Source organism: Enterobacter sp. 61D5 (assembly GCF_034107965.1).
Lineage (GTDB): Bacteria > Pseudomonadota > Gammaproteobacteria > Enterobacterales > Enterobacteriaceae > Enterobacter > Enterobacter cloacae_M.
This window is the reverse complement of sequence record NZ_JAWNFK010000003.1, coordinates 123,378-141,815: the sequence shown is the minus strand read 5'-3', so window position 1 is coordinate 141,815 and position 18,438 is coordinate 123,378. Positions and strand designations below refer to the sequence as shown.

Genomic DNA, 18,438 nt, shown 5'->3' with positions numbered 1-18,438 from the left:
CATCATGCGTCCATCAGGCCGTAGCGCCAACCAGGTGCGTCCCGTCACCCTGACCCGTAACTATACAAAACACGCTGAAGGCTCCGTGCTGGTTGAGTTTGGTGACACTAAAGTGCTTTGCACCGCCTCCATCGAAGAAGGCGTTCCGCGCTTCCTGAAAGGTCAGGGCCAGGGCTGGATCACCGCAGAATACGGCATGCTGCCGCGTGCGACCCATACTCGTAATGCCCGTGAAGCGGCAAAGGGTAAGCAGGGCGGTCGTACCATGGAGATTCAGCGTCTGATCGCGCGTGCGCTGCGCGCCGCCGTTGACCTGAAAATCCTCGGCGAATTCACCATCACTCTCGATTGCGACGTCATTCAGGCAGATGGCGGTACGCGTACCGCGTCTATTACCGGTGCCTGCGTAGCGCTGGCAGATGCCCTGAACAAGCTGGTTGCGGCCGGTAAGCTGAAAACCAACCCAATGAAAGGCATGGTTGCGGCGGTTTCTGTTGGTATCGTTAACGGCGAAGCGCTTTGCGATCTGGAATACGTTGAAGATTCCGCAGCCGAAACCGACATGAACGTGGTGATGACCGAAGACGGTCGCATCATTGAGGTGCAGGGCACGGCGGAAGGCGAGCCGTTCACCCACGAAGAGCTTCTCTCCCTGCTGGCGTTGGCCCGAGGAGGAATCGAATCCATTGTAACGACGCAGAAAGCGGCGTTAGAAAATTGATTTTAAAGGCGACCAATGAGTCGCCTTTTTTTTGCCTGTAAGACAGAAAAACCAAAGGAGCAAATCCATGAAATCGTATCAGCGCCAGTTTATTGAGTTTGCGCTTAACAAGCAGGTACTTAAGTTTGGCGAATTTACGCTGAAATCCGGGCGTAAGAGTCCCTATTTCTTCAACGCCGGGCTGTTTAATACCGGGCGCGATCTGGCACTGTTAGGCCGTTTCTATGCCGAAGCGCTGGTGGATTCCGGGATTGATTTTGACCTGCTGTTTGGCCCGGCCTATAAAGGCATTCCAATTGCGACAACCACCGCGGTGGCGCTGGCGGAACACCATGACCGCGACGTGCCCTACTGCTTTAACCGCAAAGAAGCCAAAACCCATGGTGAAGGCGGGAATCTGGTCGGCAGCGCGCTGCAGGGCCGCGTCATGCTGGTCGATGACGTGATTACCGCGGGTACGGCGATCCGTGAATCGATGGAGATTATTCAGGCCAACGGTGCGACGCTTGCTGGCGTACTGATTTCTCTGGATCGTCAGGAGCGTGGTCGCGGTGAAATTTCCGCTATTCAGGAAGTCGAACGCGATTACAGCTGCAAAGTGACGTCGATTATTACCCTGAAAGACCTGATTGCGTATCTGGAAGAGAAGCCCGAGATGGCGGACCATCTGGCGGCGGTACGTGCGTACCGGGAAGAGTTCGGGGTGTAATTAAATTGCCCGGTGGCGCTACGCTTACCGGGCTTACGGATTACTGCAACTGAGCAGCCACTAACGGCCAGCGGGCGTCAAAATCGTCCGTTGGACGGTATTTGAACTCGCTGCGCACAAAGCGGGAGAGCATCCCTTCACAAAACGCCAGAATCTGGCTCGCCAGCAGCGTCTCATCGATGGTGTACCCTTCGCCTTCACGCATTTTCTTTTCGCGCAGTACCTGGCGCAGCTGCGCTTCAATACGCTCGAAAAGCTGGTTAATGCGGCCCTGCAGTCTGTCCTGTTCAAACATCAGCGCGTGGCCGGTGAGAATGCGGGTTAAGCCCGGATTGCGTTCACCGAAGCCCAGGATTAACAGCACAATCAGACGCAAACGCGCGGTGGTGTCTTTTTCGTCTTTCAGAATCAGGTTGATGCGCGTAATCAGGCTGTCTTCAATAAACTCGATCAGGCTGTCGAACATCCGGGTCTTGCTCGGGAAATGACGGTACAGCGCCGCCTCAGACACGCCTACAGAGGCGGCCAGTTTAGCGGTGGTGATGCGTTGACTGCCATCGCTGGATTCAAGCATCAGAGCCAGAGATTGAAGTATTTCTTCGCGACGATTCCTTTTCGCAGTTTGTTTTTCTGCCATGTTACAAAATACCCCTGAAAATAAGCACTTGCCAGGCTGGTATCCACACAGCGACCGCAAACTGGCGTTTGCGGTTTGTTATTGCATTATAACGCTGTGAGATACGTGTCTTTCGGGCCGTTATTTGCGCCCGGAATGGCCGAAGCCGCCTTCGCCACGGTCGGTGGCGTCAAAGTCTGCCACCAGGTTAAATTCTGCCTGTACTACCGGTACAAAGACCATCTGGGCGATACGCTCTCCCGGTTCAATGGTGAAGCTGTCCTGACCGCGGTTCCAGACGGAGACCATCAGCTGACCCTGGTAGTCGGAGTCGATCAGGCCCACCAGGTTACCCAGCACAACGCCGTGCTTATGGCCCAGACCAGAACGCGGCAGGATCACCGCTGCCAGAGACGGGTCAGCAATGTGAATCGCCAGGCCAGTTGGAACCAGGGTAGTGGCACCCGGAGCCAGTTCTACGGCGTCATCGAGACAGGCGCGCAGGTCAAGACCGGCAGAACCGGAGGTGGCATAGGTTGGCAGCGGGAATTGCTCGCCAACACGCGGGTCCAGAATCTTAACGTCGATTTTTTTCATCATAACGGGTAACGATCTCGTCCAGTAATTGTTGGCCCAGGAGTTCCTTGCGCTCAAGCGGTAAGACTTTATCTCCATCCTGCCAGAAAAGGTGCAGTGCGTTGCTGTCGCTGTTAAATCCTTGTGTGGCCAGCGATACGTCGTTCGCGCAAATCAAATCGAGGTTTTTGCGGGTACGTTTTTGCCGGGCATATTCTTCCACATTATTCGTTTCTGCGGCAAACCCAACAACGTATGGACGATGGCTTTTTAGTGCGGCGACGCCGGCAACAATGTCCGGATTTTTCACCATTTTTAGTGTTAATTCATCGCCTTGCTTTTTAATTTTAGCCTCGGCGATCGTCTCGGCACGATAGTCTGCGACGGCCGCACAGCCGATAAAAATCTGCTGGCTTTGCGCATGTGCCTGCACGGCGGCTTCCATCTCCAGCGCGGTAGTCACGTCAATTCGCTTCACAAACGCAGGGGTAGGTAGCGATACCGGGCCGCTCACCAGCGTGACGTTCGCGCCACGCCTTGCGGCGGCGGCGGCAATCGCGAAGCCCATTTTGCCGGAGCTGTGGTTGGTGATGTAGCGCACCGGATCCAGCGGCTCGCGCGTGGGGCCCGCGGTAATCATGATGTTGAGATGTTGCAGATCGTTGACAGGCGAAAAATGGGCTGCGGCCATATCAACAATCGTCAGCGCATCAAGCATGCGACCCGGGCCAACGTCGCCGCAGGCCTGGCTGCCGCTGTCCGGACCCCAGATAAGCAGGCCGCGTGAGGCCAGCGTCTCCAGATTATGCTGGGTGGCCGCGTTACGGTACATCTGCTGGTTCATGGCAGGAACGACGGCAACTGGAGCTGGCGTGGCCAGACAAATGGTGGAGACCAGATCGTTTGCCATACCGGCCGCCACCCGAGCGATTAAATCAGCCGTGGCGGGGGCGAGGATAACCAGGTCTGCCCATTTACCCAGCTCAATATGGCCCATCGCGGCTTCGGCGGCCGGATCGAGCAGGCTGTCAGATACCGGGTATCCTGAAACGGCCTGCAGGCTCAGGGGAGTGATAAAGGCTTTACCGCCTTCGGTTATCGCGACCCGCACGTCAGCTCCGCGCTCGCGCAGACGACGCACCAGCTCCGGCGCTTTATAAGCAGCAATGCCGCCGCTCACGCCAAGAACGATTTTTTTACCGGCCAGGCTCATCATGATTCTTTCCTGTTGGGTTTCACCAGAGAGCGGGCATTTTATCACAATCCCCAAAGCGGAGTGATTTTGTACTTCGTCCACTTTGCGAGGCGCTACGCAAGAACGCAATGTGGCCGTCGAGCGACGGATTGGCCTGTGGCAGCATGAGGTTAAAAAGGAGAAAGAGCATGGAAGAAGAGGATGAGGAGCTGCTGCCGCGCGAAAAACTGCTGCGCTATGGCGTCACCCTGTTAAAAGACGATGAACTATTGGCGCTCTTTTTACGTACCGGAACGCCCGGAAAAACGGTATTTACGCTGGCAAAAGAGCTGATAGCACATTTCGGTTCGCTGTACGGTTTATTGACCGCCGACCTGGCGCAGTTTAAGCACGTTGAGGGAATAGGCGTGGCGAAATATGCCCAGCTGAGGGGCATTGCTGAACTTGCCCGCCGTTTTTACAATGTCCGCATGGAGAAGGAAGATCCGATCCTGACGCCAGAAATGACGCGTGAATTCCTGCAAAGCCAGTTAACCGATATTGAACGCGAGATCTTTATGGTGATCTTTGTCGATAACAGAAATCGGGTGCTGAAACATAGCTGTCTCTTTGCGGGCACGTTGAGCCACGTTGAGGTGCATCCGCGTGAAATTGTGCGGGAAGCGATAAAAGTGAATGCAGCGGGCGTGATCCTCGCGCATAATCACCCCTCTGGCTGTGCAGAACCGAGCAGAGCGGACAAAGAAATCACCGAACGCATTATCAAATGCTGTCAATTCATGGACATTCGTGTGCTGGACCATCTGATAATTGGCCGCGGTGAGTACATTTCTTTCGCAGAACATGGCTGGATTTAGGCTATTTCTCGCGATCCATCGGGATCTTTGTCTGTTCGGGACTTGAGCACACCGCCGAGTCAGCGTATACTACGCCACCTTTGAGAATCTCGGGTTTGGCATTTGGGCCTGGCAATCGAGAGTTCACTTAGAACTATGCGATGACCGGGCTGTAAAGCCTGACGAGGCGCCGATACCCCATACGAAGCTCGAGCTAATTTGATTTTTGGAGAATAGACATGTCCCGAGTCTGCCAAGTTACTGGCAAGCGTCCGGTGACCGGTAACAACCGTTCCCACGCACTGAACGCGACTAAACGCCGTTTCCTGCCGAACCTGCACTCTCACCGTTTCTGGGTTGAGAGCGAGAAGCGTTTTGTCACCCTGCGCGTATCTGCTAAAGGTATGCGTGTAATCGATAAGAAAGGCATCGATACAGTTCTGTCCGAACTGCGTGCCCGTGGCGAAAAGTACTAAGTACTTAAAGAGGAAATAAATCATGGCTAAAGGTATTCGCGAGAAAATCAAGCTGGTTTCTTCTGCTGGTACAGGTCACTTCTACACCACCACGAAGAACAAACGTACTAAGCCGGAAAAACTGGAACTGAAAAAATTCGATCCAGTTGTACGCCAGCACGTACTGTACAAAGAAGCTAAAATCAAATAATTTTAGTCTCCTTGTATCGAAAAACCCCGCAACTGCGGGGTTTTTTGCATTCTGAATCTCAACGGAGGAACCATGCCTGAATTACCTGAGGTAGAAACCAGCCGTCGCGGCATTGAGCCCCATCTGGTCGGCGCAACGATTCTTCACGCGGTGGTCCGCAATGGACGTCTGCGCTGGCCGGTGTCCGATGAGATCCATGCCCTGAGCGATAAACCCGTCCTTAGCGTACAGCGGCGCGCGAAATACCTGCTGCTGGAGCTGCCCGACGGCTGGATTATTATCCACCTGGGAATGTCCGGGAGCCTGCGCATTCTTACCGAAGAACTGCCTGCGGAAAAGCATGACCATGTCGATCTGGTGATGAGCAACGGCAAAGTGCTCCGTTACACCGACCCACGGCGCTTTGGCGCGTGGCTGTGGACGAAGGAGCTGGAAGGGCACAACGTGCTGGCGCATCTGGGCCCGGAGCCGCTCTCAGACGCGTTTAACGCGGAATACCTCAAGGCGAAGTGTGCGAAGAAGAAAAGCCCGATTAAGCCCTGGCTGATGGATAACAAGCTGGTGGTCGGCGTGGGGAATATCTACGCCAGCGAATCGCTGTTTGCGGCCGGGATCCATCCCGATCGGCTGGCCTCTTCGCTGTCTGCGCAGGAGTGCGAGCTGCTGGTCCGGGTGATTAAAGCCGTATTACTTCGCTCGATTGAGCAGGGCGGGACAACGTTGAAGGACTTCCTGCAAAGTGACGGCAAGCCGGGCTATTTTGCCCAGAAGCTGCAGGTATATGGCCGTAAAGGCGAACCGTGCAGAGTCTGCGGCACGCCCGTTATTGCCACGAAGCACGCCCAGCGCGCCACGTTCTACTGCCGTCAGTGCCAGAAATAGGGTTACTTTAGCTTTTCCATCAGTGCCTGGTGGACGTTAGTCGGCAGGAAATGGGTGACGTCGCCGTGATGACGCGCCACCTCTTTTACCAGCGTAGAAGAGATAAACGACCACTCTTTAGAGGGCATCAGGAACACGCTCTCCAGCTCCGGCATCAGGTGGCGGTTCATGTGCGCCAGCTGCATCTCATACTCGAAGTCTGCCACCGCGCGTAAACCACGGATAAGAATGTTTGCCTGCTGAGCGCGGGCAAAGTTAGCCATCAGGTCGCTAAACCCGACCACCTCAACATTCGGCAGGTGCGAAATGGCATCGGTGGCGAGCTGTACGCGCTCGTTGAGGTCAAACATCGGCTTTTTGCTGGGGCTTGCGGCAATGGCCAGGATCACCTTGTCGAACATGCACGCCGCACGGGTGATGATATCAAGATGACCGTTGGTGATCGGATCGAAGGTACCCGGATAAATCGCTTTTGTGCTCATGGCTCACGTTTTCTCTGAGTAGCCGCGGCAGAGCGCCCACAGCTCGGTGTATTTGTTGAAAGTATACTGGGCATTCACTACTGCGAGTAACCAGCCCTGCTTACCGTCCAGCACGCCACCACGCAGCAGCAGCGTTTTCAGAAACGCGCCCAGCGTGTGGGTGAAGATACCCGTCAGCGAGGCTTTCTTGCCGCGCTGGTGGCGCTCCTGCGCCCATGCGGTGGCATAGTTGAGCTGTTTACGCTGGAAGCTCGCGAAATCACGGCAGGTCAGGTGCAGCAAATCGCCCGTCAGGGGGATGACCTGTGCACTATTGCAGCTCAGGGATTCATGGACCAGATTATCGTTGTACTGATACCGCTCGCGCTCGTAAAGGCGCATCACGCGGTCAGGATACCAGCCACTGTGGCGCATAAATCGGCCAAGGAAGTAGTTGCGGCGGGCAATGCTGTATACGGCGCCAGGCTGGGGCGAAGAAAGCACTGCCTGAATGGCCTGCTGAAGTTCTGGCGTGATGCGCTCGTCGGTGTCGAGCATCAGGACATAATCACCTGTGGCATACCCCTGCGCGCGCTGGCGCTGGATGCCGTAGCCTTGCCAGTCAGCGTCGACAAAGACTTTTGCGCCCGCTGCCCGGGCAATGTCTACCGTGTTGTCCGTACTTCCGGAGTCAAGAATGACTATTTCGTCAGCCCAGGCAACCGACGCCAGGCAATCCGGAAGCAGGTCGGCGGCGTTTTTGGCGATCATGACGACCGACAGACGCGTTGACATTAGTGGCTCCGCTGGGGCAGATAAGGTTGCAGAAGCTGCAGCAGTCGGGTCAGGGCGCCCTGGTTCTGGTGCAGCACTTCGACGGCATGGCGACCGTACCACAGGCGATAATCTTCGTCAGTCAGAAGGGTTGATACCTCTTTAACCACCGAATCCGCATCGGTCACGGTAATTAAACCATCGGCCTGCTGTAATTTCGCGCAGATATCTTTGAAGTTAAACGTGTGCGGCCCCATCAGCACCGGAATGGCGTGGGCTGCCGGCTCCAGCGGGTTATGACCGCCGCGCTCGACCAGGCTGCCACCGACAAACGCGAGGTCAGCGATTCCGTAAAGCAACATCAGCTCGCCCATCGTATCGCCAATCACGACCTGGGTGCTGCCGGAAGGGATTTCACCGCTGCTGCGCAGCGTGAAGCTGAAGCCGCCTTTCTGCACCATTTCACGGGCATCCTTAAAACGCTCCGGATGGCGAGGCACGAGGATCAGCAGTAAATCAGGGAATTTTTCCAGCAGCTTGCGGTGAGCCTGCAGGATGATCTCTTCTTCGCCATCATGGGTACTGGTCGCAATCCAGACCTGACGACGCGGGGCCCACTGGCGACGCAGTGTGATCGCACGGGCGGCGAGTTCAGGCGTGACGGAAATATCGAATTTAAGGCTGCCCGTTACCGCAAGCTGGTTGCGTTTCAGGCCTAGCGCGATGAAGCGCGCCGCATCTTCTTCATTCTGCGCCGCAATCAGGGTAATTTTGCTTAGCAGGCGGCGCATAAATTTACCCAGCTTGCCGTAACCCTTCGCCGAGCGCTCTGAGAGGCGCGCGTTGGCAATGACCAGCGGGATTTTACGGGCATGCAGAGCGGAAATCATGTTCGGCCACAGCTCGGTTTCCATCACAATCACCAGCTTCGGGCGCACGGTGTTGAGGAAACGATTCATGGCGCAGGGTAGATCGTAAGGCAGATAAACGTGCTGCACGTCTTTGCCGAAAGCGGATAACGCGCGCTCCGAGCCGGTTGGCGTCATCGTCGTGACGATGATTGGCAGCGACGGGTAACGGTGACGCAGGGCGCGAACCAGCGGGATCGCCGCCAGCGTTTCACCGACAGAAACGGAATGCAGCAAAATACCGTCCGGTACGACTTTATTGCGGCAGAAGCCGTAGCGTTCAGCCCAGCGTTTACGATACGCAGGCGCTTTCCGGCTACGAAGCAACAGTCTCAGCCACACCAGTGGCTGAATGATGTACAGCAGAGCGGTATACAACAATTCCAAGCGATTATCCGTTTTTTTAGTTTCGGCGGGCAAATTCTAAGCATTTAGGCCAGGTAAAGCTATCTCTTATGCCAGATACCGTTTCAAACGGAAATAACGTCGACCCAGCCGCCAGCGCAGACGCGGACTTTTTGCACTTTTCCAGATGAGTTTCCAGATGCCTGTTTCGAAGAACTCTTTAATAATCATTGATTTCTTCTTCTCATCCTTCATGTTGTCGAAGGTGTGAATAATGCCCAGCCCCTCTTTGGCAATTTGCCAGTGGCAGGCAGGGATCCCTTTTACTTTGTCCGGGTAACGCTGATTGATGGCATCGAGCATCTGCAGGATTTTCATGTAGTGACGCGCGGAGCGAATTAGCGTGTCGTCATTGTCCGGCATATGGGACACCGATGCAGAGTGAATGTAGTAGTCGTAATAACGTTCACTGGTGTACTGAACCCGCTCTGCCGCAAGCAGCACTTCGGTGGTCCACGGAATATCCTGATGGCGCAGGCCGGGTTCGAAATGGAAACTGTGTTGACGGATAAAGTCGTGGCGATAGATGTTCAACCAGGTGACGTGAAGGAATTTACGTGAATCCAGCGCCATTTTTAACCACGCAGGGCCAGTCATGACCCCTGTGGAAGCTAGTTTGTCTTCAGGGAAGATCGGGCGTGAGGGTTTCTTGTTGTTCTCCCAGACGTAGTTCCCGTTACAAGTGGCGACATCCAGATCCTGCGTGACGGCCATATCCAGCAGGCGCTGGTACATGCCGGGTTTAAAGACATCATCAATATCCGGGAAAGAGAGATATTGACCCGTCGCAACGGCCAGACCGGTGTTACGCGCTATGGATACGCCCTGGTTTTGCTGTTCTATAACCTGCATCTGCGGCAGTTTTTCTCGCCAGTTTTCGACGATCTCCATCGAGCGGTCAGTAGAGCCGTCATTGACAATAATGACTTCCATGCTGTCGATGCGTTGATTGACAAGGCAGGTAAAGAACTGATCCAGGAAAGCTTCACCGTTATAAACGGCAACCACCACGCTTAGCAATGGGGCAGAATTTTGCATAAGAAACCTGATTATTTTTGATTGTCGACCAGAGCAATATATTGCTGGCAAATGGCACTGATACCGAACGACGCGATGGTTGCATCGCCAACGACCGGCGGGGCGGTATAAATATCCGCCAGCGTTTTTGCCAGTGACGCGTCATTTAACTCTGCCAGCCCGCGCGCTAAGGCTCCGGTGAGGATTTCAGCAGGGCCTCCGGGGCAATTTGTACTGACCGGTGGCGTCTGACAGATAATGGCTTCGACCAGCACATTACCAAAACCTTCGCAGTCAGAACTTAACACTAAAAGGCGTGCCCCTTTAATCCAGGGATAGGGATTGGAATCGAACGGGCGGAAAACCGTTTTGTTTTCAATACCCAGCTCGGCTGCAAGCTGCTTGAGTTTGCGAATTTGAGCATCAGATCCATTGCCCATCATGACCAGCGTGGTGTCAATTTTACTCAGGGCGAACGCACGTAAGAGTCGGTCGTGGCGTTTGTGCTCATGGAAGCGGCCAACATGAATAATGTAATCCTTTCCCTGCATTTCGAAGGGCGCATCCGCCAGACGCTGAATTTCAGGAATATCGAAAGGATTATGGATAACCGCTTTGCGTCGAAGATTGAGCGCCAGCGTCTCGGAAAGATCTTTCAACACGGCGCCTGAGACGGCGACAACGTTGCGGTTTTCGTAGGTATGACGAATTTTAAGATGTTTAAACCAGCGCGAAAGTCCGCTGCGATGGCGAAGATAGGAAAACGAGAACATGCCGTGCACGCAGAACCAGACTTTGTCACGTTCCAGCGCGCGGCAGTGCGCCACAATGCGGTCTGTCTTGTGCAGGTGAGAGAACACCACATCAAATTTGCCGCTGCGCTCAGCTCGCTCAATCGCCTGATCAAGCAGTTGGGCGCGGCGTGGGATCTCCGTCAGCTTTCGCCACGGTTTTTTACATGTGTCCTGAACAACCTGATAATCGATGCCTTCCGGGATGGCGTAGTCGCACACTTTCCGCAGAGAGAATAGAGAGACCTGATGCCCCATTTCTATTAACCCGCGGGAGAGTGTAAGAACCGTTTTTTCGGCTCCTCCACCGGGTAAACCATCAATAATCATTAGGATGCGCATTTTTAATCCAGTAATTTTTGATAAAGCGTAATAAGCTGACTTGATAGTTTTTCGGGAGTGGCGTCTATTACACGTTCACGTGCCGCTCGTCCCATATTGTTATTTTTTTCCAGTGAAGGGATAGCGGCTACCGCTTCCTTCAATGTACTGATATCAAGTGCGTCACAATAAAATCCGTTCTGGCCTTGTTGAATAAATTCTGCACCACCGCAACTCTCTGAAGTAATGACGGGCAAGCCGCAGGCCATCGCTTCAAGAATGACGTTAGGAAAGGGATCATACAGCGTTGGCAACAGTAAACCATCGGATAGCTGATAAAAAGGCAGAGTTTCTTTTTGCATCCCCAGGAAACGAATTTGCCCCTCGCAGCCTAACGAACGGGCGAGGTCGCGATAACGACGTTCTGCTTTATCTTGCCCAACCACAATCAGCCAGGCAGATGTTCCAGCAATAGCGCGTATGGCGCTGGCTAATCCTTTTCGTTCAAACCCTGAGCCTACAAAACAGAAAACAACGGCATCGGCTGGCAAACCAAATTGTTGGCGCAAAATCGCACGCTGTGCTTCCAGGGCCGGAACGAAGCGGCTGGAATCAATTGAATTATAAATCACATGAATTTTCTTTGCGTCAATATCAAAGTCTTCAACGATTTCGCGTTTGATCATCTCCGCATTACAGATGACGGCTTTTAACTCAGGCGCCTGATACATTTCCCGTTCCGCACGCATCACATAGCGGTGATAGCGGTCATACATCAGCATTTGCGCGCGCCAGGCAGGTAAAATGCGCGCGCGCTGCAGCAGCCAGCGACGATGCACCCCATCACCCGCGCGATAAATATCACACCCCGGAATGCGCTCATGGCTTTGAACAATATCAAACTGCTGTTGCTGCCACAGCGCGCGCGCGGCCTGTGCAAATCCGCGTTCGCGACTGATGCGGCCCCATTTTTGAGGGTTACAAATGTGGATATGCCAGTCGTCTTGCTTCTCTCCCTGCCACTCACGCGTGATGACGTTGAGCTCAAGGTTCTGATTGCTCAGCGCGGTGAGAGCGCGCGAAACGAAGCGCTCCGCTCCGCCATCAGGGCGATACTTTTGGCGAACAATGGCCAGGCGATGGTGTTTCATGACAGGTATCTCCTTGCGGCGGAGACGACAGCATCAACGGGAATGGCGTCGAGATAGCGTTCTTTCGTTTTGGTATCAATGGCATCCGGATCGGGTAGCGGGCCGTAATCGCCGGCCCAGATCACTTCCCCTTTAACCTGCCACGGTGACCAGAACGTCAGTTTTGATGGACCAAACAATGCCACGCAGGGCGTTTGAAGCGCGGCGGCCATATGCATTGGAACGGAGTCAACGCCAATAAAAAGACACGCATGATCGATGAGTGAGGCCAGCTGGCGCAACGTTAGCTGGCCCGCCAGAGAGACGACCCCCGTCTTTGGCGAGGCGGCGAGAATGCGATCGATCATCGCCAGCTCTTTTTTATCCGGCCCCGCGGTGAGCACAACCTTATGACCCTCCTGCTGCAGTGCAGTAATGGTTTGCGCCATTTTGTCTTCGCTCCAGCATTTAAAGAACCAGCGGGACGTTGGCTGGATCACGATATAGCGCTCGCCCACACCCGTCTGCGTCAGTCTTTGACGGGCATAATCCCAGTCCTCTGCGGTGTAAGCCATGGTGACGGCAGGCTGCGGCGCGACAGGTAATGGCGTCAGAATGGAGAGATTCTGTTCGACCGTATGCAGGGATTTGTGGCCGTCGACAGAGACCAGATCGGTATGACAAAAACGCCAGAATGCACTGTTGCGTTTGTTAAACGCGAATCCGAGGCGAACGGGTGCGCCGGTAAAGCGGGTGACAATTGCGCTACGCCATTGATCGGCCAGGTTAATGACCAGATGATAATGCTGATTTCTTAACGCACACAGCAACTGCCACTCTTTTTGAAGATGCTTCAGCGTGCCCAGCTGCTTCCATTTACGATCGATTCCATAAATTGTACCGATCGCCGGATGCGCGGCGAGCATATCGCGCGTTTCTTCATACAGCAGGACATCAATCTGCGCCTGCGGCCATTTTTGACGTAACGAATCAATGACGGGAGTGGTCAGCAACATGTCGCCATGATGGCGGAGTTTGATAAGTAAAATGCGCAAATCAGGTGTGTCAGGTAAGTTATTCATCATCATCTTATCGGCGTTGTACTGATGGCAATTCTAATAGACCTGATAGCGACTTGCACTCTTTCTCCATAATCTCAGTAATTTCCCAGGAAGGGTTTACTCACGCTTTGGAGAGTGCGTAACATAGCGCTAACTTTCCTGTCTTGCGGACTCATTATGAACAAACCAGCGTTTATCATCACGATTGATACTGAGGGCGATAATCTCTGGCAAAATCACCGCGTCATTAAAACGGAAAACGCGCGCTATCTGGCGCGGTTCCAGGCGCTTTGTGAGCGTTTCGGTTTTAAGCCCGTGTGGCTGACCAATTACGAGATGGCGATCGAGCCCGTTTTCATCGAATTCGCCAGGGACGCGATCGCCCGCGGTCAGAGCGAGGTGGGGATGCACCTTCACGCATGGAATAGCCCGCCGGAACACGATCTCACGGGAGACGACTGGCGCTGGCAGCCTTATCTGATTGAATTTTCGGATGAGGTGATGCGCGAGAAAGTGCTGTTTATGACCCGCCTGCTGGAAGAGACATTCCAGACCAAAATGTTAAGCCACCGTGCCGGACGTTGGGCATTTGACAGTCGCTACGCAAAATTGCTCGTTGAGCTGGGTTACCAGGTGGATTGCTCCGTGACGCCGCGGGTGAACTGGCGCAACGCGAAAGGTGCGCCGCAGGGTAATGGCGGAACGAATTATCAGCATTTCCCCGACCATGCCTATTTTATGGATTTAGATAATATTTCCCGGGCGGGCAATAGCCCATTACTCGAAGTGCCGATGAGCATTCAGTATAAACACCCGGCGTGGTTGAACACGATCAAACAGGGTTACGACAGGCTTCGCGGTAAATACCGCTCACCCTCGGTCAACTGGCTAAGACCTTCCGGTGGGAATGCGGCGCAGATGATTCAAGTTGCACAGCAATGCCTGTCTCAGGGAAGTGATTACGTGGAGTTTATGCTTCATTCGTCGGAATTTATGCCTGGCGGAAGCCCCACGTTTAAAGATGAGGCGGCGATCGAAGGGTTGTATCAGGATTTAGAAACGCTCTTTAGCTGGTTGTCTGATAAGACGGTAGGAATGACGCTGGCGGAGTTTTATCAATACAGGAAAAAATAATGCCCGCCTCGCGGGCATTATCATTAACGTAGCCTGGTTTGCGAAAAAGGTGTACTCAGCGCAAACACGGTGACAAAGAAGATTAAGGCCTCTGAACTCAATAGTATTACGTCCGTCAGGCCGTAGAGTAATAAAAGAAGCATGGTCGTCAGCAGCAGGCCATTTCTGTTCTTAAGTGCGTAAGCGAACATCGATATATAGGAAAAGACTAATATCGCTAGCCCGGGGATCCCTTGCAGTGAATATTTTTCAATAAACTCATTGTGCAGATGCACTTTGATAAACTCGAGTGCGGCCGCGAGATGTGGATGCCCATTTTTTACATATTGCTGTGTCCAAACTTCGCGCTCTTCAACAGACTGCCCCAAAGGATGGGCAAGTCCGTTTTGAATACCCACACTCCACATAGAGAAACGAGCGCCCAGTGAGGTTGCATCATATCCTTGTTGATAACTTTCAACTTCAGCTTGAGTTTGTTGTATCTTTGGTAAAATTAATGGTTTGTAGCTAACGATAACAATACCCGCCACAATACAGAAGAAAATCAGCGTTGATTTAAGGTGTATTCTTCTGAAGTGGTAGAGCGTGAGTACAATCGCCAGGATCAAATATAATCCCATTGCGGCACGCGTGCCCGTTAGAAGAATGACGAAATAAGATATTAAGATGATGAGTCCTGCGGCTACATACAGTTTTATATTTTTCTGTAGATAAAGGCTGTATACAAACGCCAGTGACAGTACAGAGTAAACATAGGCCGACACGGTTGCACGGTTTATGGCCATCTCGATACGCCCCATACCCTGTGATGCCTGCCATAAGCCATAGCCAGTTGCAAGTATAAACCCTACGCCAGAGGCATATAAAAAATACTTCTGGAAGGATGCTTGATCAATGTAAGACTTAAACCGGTCAAGATAGAATATAAGAATGCTCGCCAGGATCAATTTCTTACTTGCACCGAGATAATCGCTATAAACGTTCAGGCCTTCGCTATGATATTCATACACCAGATACCAGACAAGATTAAGCAGCCCAATTAATAGCATCGGCAATGCTATAGAAAAAGGACGCACTGTGATTTTTTTATATTCGCATGCTAAGCCGATAATGCTGGCATAAATTGCAATATAGAAAAACTCTCGCTGCTTACCTGAACTCAGCAGCGCCAGCGCAAGCGAAATAAGGCTCAAAATCAGCGTCAGCTGATAAAGCCGCAGTTTTACTTTTTCCATAATGCCTCAATGACCCTTTTTTTGTAGCTAAAACGTACATCTCTGGAGAAAAAGAAAGAGAGAGAATAAAGTGCATTGACCCGCTGTTTAACCAGTTTGAGTTGCAGGTCAGTCAGATGCTGCCGATGGTTACTGTAGATATCAAACCAGTGACAATTAACAAGATGCTTAAAAGAACGAGGGAATGTTTTTTCCATTTGCAATGTGCATTCAACCAGCGTAGCGATTTTACTGGCGTCGAGACGACTCGATAAACTTTCGCTACGTTTGATGTAATAGTAATGGCCCTGGCGTTGATAGCAGATTTTTTCTGCCTGCATGAGCATGGCAGGAAATACCGCAAAGTCTTCGTAACAGACCATCGATGGAATGGAATTGCTCACGTACAATTTCCGATGAATAAATTGCCCGATGAGATGTGCCTGAAAATCTTTGTGCTGCAGGAACCGCTTTATTGCCTCATGTTGTGACAAAGCAACCGGAGAGAACCCCTGCCAGTCAGCTGTAATTTTTTTGGTGTCGCGAATTTCCAGCAGGCGCGTCAGTAGCATATCAGGGCGCTCTGATTTGAGAAACGCCACAGCGTCCCTGATGCTGCCCGGTTTCATCCGGTCATCGCTATCCAGCATGGTAATATATTCACCTGAGGCCAGCGAGAGGGCACTGTTTCGAACATGACCTACGTTACGGTACTCGACGTATCGGGATTGCGCATTCGGAAGCATTGGCAGCCACGCTTCAATAATATCCTGCGTTGAGTCATTGGAACTGTCGTTAAAGATAATGATCTCTACATCATCGCCCGCACCTTCAATCGCGTTTTGCAGGCTTTCTAACGTAGTGTGAAGCGTATCTTTGGCGTTATGCGCGGCAATAATGATGCTAAGAAAAGCCATAATAATCAGTTTTCCTGAGCATCAAAGGAGTATGCAGTTGCGTTAATTGTTGGTAACTCGCAAATAAAATTTTTGAGTTCACGTAGCGCTTCGTCTGTTACAGCGAAGAGTTCTTCCCGGCTCTGTGAGAAGTAATATCGTGTTTCAAAAACATATGAGCAAATGTTGTCATCATTACCAATCAGCAATACGTTGCCCAGAGGACGCTGTTCATAGTGGCAACAAGGCCCGAACAGTAAAATTACCGGCACGTCGACCGCATCGGCAATGTAGACATTCCCCGAGTCAGACGCGATATAGCAATCCATTTTAGAAATGGCCCACGGCAGCTCTTCAAGCGAGATTTTGCCAATCAGGTTAATAAAGTTGGGTAGTTCACCATAAGCGCGGGTGATGTCATCCATCCACGATTGTTCATTCGGGGCGCCAAACACATAAAACTCGCAGGGCAGGTCGGCGAGACGATCGGCAATTTGCTTCCAGATGACCGGCGGAACGGTTTTCGCTTTATTTCCCGCGGCTACGCTGATGCCAATGCGGATCACGCCGGGTTTATCGAGGATTGCCGGATAGGTCGCCGGTTTGAAAAGCGGCTTTGTGGCGTGCTTTGGCGAGTCTTTCCAGGTTAAGGTGCGATCGGCCAGTTTGAGATAGTTCGTGACCGACAGCGTCTTTCTGCCGTGTTCAACAGTGCCGTCTGCCGTTGCATAGAAAATACCGTGATACCATCTTCGCGTGTAAGTGCTTAAAAACTGTTTGTTTTTAGCGTTACATACGGAGGCGAAAAAGAGGTTCACGCTGTTGGGTTGCAGGAGATAGACATTGTCATAGCGGTTCATGATCCGGCAGGCAAAGACCAGCTTTCGCCACAGGTTACGCTTATGCTGCTCGATAAAAAAAATCTTATCGATCGTCTCATCATGCTTTGACAGCGCACCCACGCTACGACTGATGAGCACGTCGCTTTTTTGCAGGTATGCCAGAAGGGGCGTTGCATTAACAAAATCGCCGATTTTTGCTGTCTGAATGACCAGGTTTTTACCTGTCTCTTTGCGGAACAGCTTCCGGATAAGCTTCACCGGAAAGAGTAAAATCAGCAGAAATACGTAACTCATGCGTTAGATATCCCTGTTGGAAAGCCAACGGCTGCCCTGTAAAAATGAAAAAATAGCATCTGCGCTGATATCCTTCGTTTGCTGGGTCGGGCTGACCATCTGATGCTGGTTTTTGCCGTAACCCCCGATCAATCCAGGATCGGTCGGACCAAAAATCGTAATATTCGGACGATCCAGCGCCGCGGTTAAATGGCTTAAACCTGTATCAACGGAAACAACAGCATTCGCTCCCGCCAGCTGCGCTGCAACCTGCGCCAGCGTGAGTTTCGGCAATACTTCGACGTGTGAAAAGCCTGCTGCCAGACGCTCTGCACGCTGCCGCTCATGTTCGGCACCCCACGGGAGTTTAATATGGATGTCGGTGGGTTGCATTAGTTCAATCAGGCTTCGCCAGTGCGATTCCGGCCAGTGTTTATCGTCGCGCGTTGTGGCATGCAGGAAGACAAGATAAGGCTGAGCACAGGGATCTGTATTGCGCAAAAAGTGCTGCGCAATGGCGTAGTCGCCCTGGGTTTCCGGTTTCGCGTAGCCCAGGCTTTTTGCAAACAGCTCGCGGGTACGTTCGACGGCGTGCTGCTGCTTTGCGATGTGGTGTCGACGATTATAGAACAGGCTCGCCAGCGGTTCGCGGGCGGTGTGCCAGTCCATGCCGTGTTTTACGCCGTGTGCCAGACGCGTCACCAGCGCGGCGCTTTTCACCAGCCCCTGGGCGTCGATGATAGCGTCGTAATGCTGTACCTGCACCGCCTCACGGAAGGCCTTGCGTTCGGCTTTAATCGGCGCGGAGAACCACGCTTTGCGCCAGCGGCGAATCGCCACCGGGATCACGCGGTCAACCGCTTCATGCCAGGTGGGGATCTGCGCGAAGCCTTCTTCCACCACCCAGTCAAAACGAATGCCGGGAATGGCCCGCATAGCGTCCGTCAGTGACGGGAGCGTATGCAGAACATCGCCCATCGAAGAGGTTTTAACGATCAATACCCGCATTC

21 protein-coding genes are annotated in these 18,438 nt (G+C 52.7%); 7 read left to right on the top strand and 14 right to left on the bottom strand.

The window, feature by feature from the left end:
- The first annotated feature begins 4 nt into the window (after positions 1 to 4).
- Positions 5 to 721, top strand: coding sequence for a ribonuclease PH (rph, locus tag UTM25_RS02270; RefSeq protein ID WP_010426431.1), 717 nt, complete (start codon positions 5 to 7; stop codon positions 719 to 721).
- Positions 722 to 788: 67 nt separating this feature from the next.
- Entirely contained in the window at positions 789 to 1,430 is a 642-nt protein-coding gene (gene pyrE / locus UTM25_RS02265) for an orotate phosphoribosyltransferase (protein ID WP_010426430.1), read from the top strand.
- Positions 1,431 to 1,470: 40 nt separating this feature from the next.
- On the opposite strand, the gene slmA is transcribed toward pyrE, so the two are convergent.
- From slmA to coaBC, 3 genes are all read right to left on the bottom strand, one after another.
- Positions 1,471 to 2,067, bottom strand: coding sequence for a nucleoid occlusion factor SlmA (slmA, locus tag UTM25_RS02260; RefSeq protein WP_010426428.1), 597 nt, complete (start codon positions 2,065 to 2,067; stop codon positions 1,471 to 1,473).
- Positions 2,068 to 2,187: 120 nt separating this feature from the next.
- On the bottom strand, positions 2,188 to 2,646 hold the full coding sequence (gene dut / locus UTM25_RS02255) for a dUTP diphosphatase (RefSeq protein WP_008502691.1): 459 nt from the start codon (positions 2,644 to 2,646) through the stop codon (positions 2,188 to 2,190).
- A complete protein-coding gene (gene coaBC / locus UTM25_RS02250; protein ID WP_194401534.1) occupies positions 2,624 to 3,835 on the bottom strand; it encodes a bifunctional phosphopantothenoylcysteine decarboxylase/phosphopantothenate--cysteine ligase CoaBC in 1,212 nt (403 codons plus the stop codon). The genes dut and coaBC overlap by 23 nt, the downstream gene beginning before the upstream one ends.
- A gap of 170 nt (positions 3,836 to 4,005) precedes the next feature.
- Between coaBC and radC the strand changes: the two genes are divergently transcribed.
- From radC to mutM, 4 genes are all read left to right on the top strand, one after another.
- Positions 4,006 to 4,674 (top strand): RadC family protein, encoded by a 669-nt coding sequence (gene radC, locus UTM25_RS02245; RefSeq protein WP_023309889.1) that lies wholly within the window; start codon positions 4,006 to 4,008, stop codon positions 4,672 to 4,674.
- A gap of 218 nt (positions 4,675 to 4,892) precedes the next feature.
- Positions 4,893 to 5,129 carry a 50S ribosomal protein L28 gene (gene rpmB, locus UTM25_RS02240; protein WP_002436699.1) on the top strand — a complete coding sequence of 79 codons (237 nt, stop codon included), beginning with the start codon at positions 4,893 to 4,895 and terminating at the stop codon, positions 5,127 to 5,129.
- 22 nt (positions 5,130 to 5,151) lie between these two features.
- Complete coding sequence (gene rpmG / locus UTM25_RS02235; RefSeq protein WP_003024094.1) at positions 5,152 to 5,319, top strand: 50S ribosomal protein L33; 168 nt, start codon at positions 5,152 to 5,154, stop codon at positions 5,317 to 5,319.
- A gap of 72 nt (positions 5,320 to 5,391) precedes the next feature.
- Positions 5,392 to 6,201, top strand: coding sequence for a bifunctional DNA-formamidopyrimidine glycosylase/DNA-(apurinic or apyrimidinic site) lyase (mutM, locus tag UTM25_RS02230; RefSeq protein ID WP_194401522.1), 810 nt, complete (start codon positions 5,392 to 5,394; stop codon positions 6,199 to 6,201).
- Between the two features lie 2 nt (positions 6,202 to 6,203).
- Here mutM and coaD read toward each other — a convergent pair whose 3' ends face one another.
- From coaD to rfaQ, 7 genes are all read right to left on the bottom strand, one after another.
- Positions 6,204 to 6,683, bottom strand: coding sequence for a pantetheine-phosphate adenylyltransferase (gene coaD, locus UTM25_RS02225; RefSeq protein WP_023334018.1), 480 nt, complete (start codon positions 6,681 to 6,683; stop codon positions 6,204 to 6,206).
- A gap of 3 nt (positions 6,684 to 6,686) precedes the next feature.
- A complete protein-coding gene (locus UTM25_RS02220) occupies positions 6,687 to 7,457 on the bottom strand; it encodes a glycosyltransferase family 2 protein (protein ID WP_194401523.1) in 771 nt (256 codons plus the stop codon).
- On the bottom strand, positions 7,457 to 8,731 hold the full coding sequence (gene waaA / locus UTM25_RS02215) for a lipid IV(A) 3-deoxy-D-manno-octulosonic acid transferase (RefSeq protein ID WP_194401524.1): 1,275 nt from the start codon (positions 8,729 to 8,731) through the stop codon (positions 7,457 to 7,459). The genes UTM25_RS02220 and waaA overlap by 1 nt, the downstream gene beginning before the upstream one ends.
- Positions 8,732 to 8,797: 66 nt before the next feature.
- The gene (locus UTM25_RS02210) at positions 8,798 to 9,787 is read right to left on the bottom strand and encodes a glycosyltransferase (protein WP_194401525.1); all 990 of its coding nucleotides are present in this window, start codon (positions 9,785 to 9,787) and stop codon (positions 8,798 to 8,800) included.
- An 11-nt stretch (positions 9,788 to 9,798) separates the two neighbouring features.
- Positions 9,799 to 10,899, bottom strand: coding sequence for a glycosyltransferase (locus tag UTM25_RS02205; RefSeq protein WP_045400325.1), 1,101 nt, complete (start codon positions 10,897 to 10,899; stop codon positions 9,799 to 9,801).
- A gap of 2 nt (positions 10,900 to 10,901) precedes the next feature.
- A complete protein-coding gene (locus tag UTM25_RS02200) occupies positions 10,902 to 12,029 on the bottom strand; it encodes a glycosyltransferase family 4 protein (RefSeq protein WP_194401526.1) in 1,128 nt (375 codons plus the stop codon).
- Positions 12,026 to 13,096, bottom strand: a complete 1,071-nt coding sequence (gene rfaQ / locus UTM25_RS02195; RefSeq protein WP_194401527.1) for a putative lipopolysaccharide heptosyltransferase III — start codon at positions 13,094 to 13,096, stop codon at positions 12,026 to 12,028. The genes UTM25_RS02200 and rfaQ overlap by 4 nt, the downstream gene beginning before the upstream one ends.
- Before the next feature lie 150 nt (positions 13,097 to 13,246).
- Here rfaQ and UTM25_RS02190 point away from each other — a divergent pair, with 150 nt between their 5' ends.
- Positions 13,247 to 14,203, top strand: a complete 957-nt coding sequence (locus tag UTM25_RS02190) for a polysaccharide deacetylase family protein (protein WP_194401528.1) — start codon at positions 13,247 to 13,249, stop codon at positions 14,201 to 14,203.
- Positions 14,204 to 14,226: 23 nt separating this feature from the next.
- Here UTM25_RS02190 and UTM25_RS02185 read toward each other — a convergent pair whose 3' ends face one another.
- From UTM25_RS02185 to rfaC, 4 genes are read right to left on the bottom strand one after another with little or no spacing between them, the layout of a single operon-like run.
- Positions 14,227 to 15,438 (bottom strand): O-antigen ligase family protein, encoded by a 1,212-nt coding sequence (locus UTM25_RS02185; protein ID WP_194401529.1) that lies wholly within the window; start codon positions 15,436 to 15,438, stop codon positions 14,227 to 14,229.
- Positions 15,426 to 16,334: a glycosyltransferase family 2 protein gene (locus UTM25_RS02180; protein WP_194401530.1), complete on the bottom strand. Its 909-nt coding sequence runs from the start codon at positions 16,332 to 16,334 to the stop codon at positions 15,426 to 15,428. Before UTM25_RS02180 ends, UTM25_RS02185 begins: the two co-directional genes overlap by 13 nt.
- Before the next feature lie 5 nt (positions 16,335 to 16,339).
- Entirely contained in the window at positions 16,340 to 17,449 is a 1,110-nt protein-coding gene (locus tag UTM25_RS02175) for a glycosyltransferase family 9 protein (RefSeq protein WP_194401531.1), read from the bottom strand.
- 3 nt (positions 17,450 to 17,452) lie between these two features.
- Entirely contained in the window at positions 17,453 to 18,436 is a 984-nt protein-coding gene (gene rfaC / locus UTM25_RS02170) for a lipopolysaccharide heptosyltransferase RfaC (RefSeq protein ID WP_194401532.1), read from the bottom strand.
- Positions 18,437 to 18,438 lie beyond the last annotated feature (2 nt).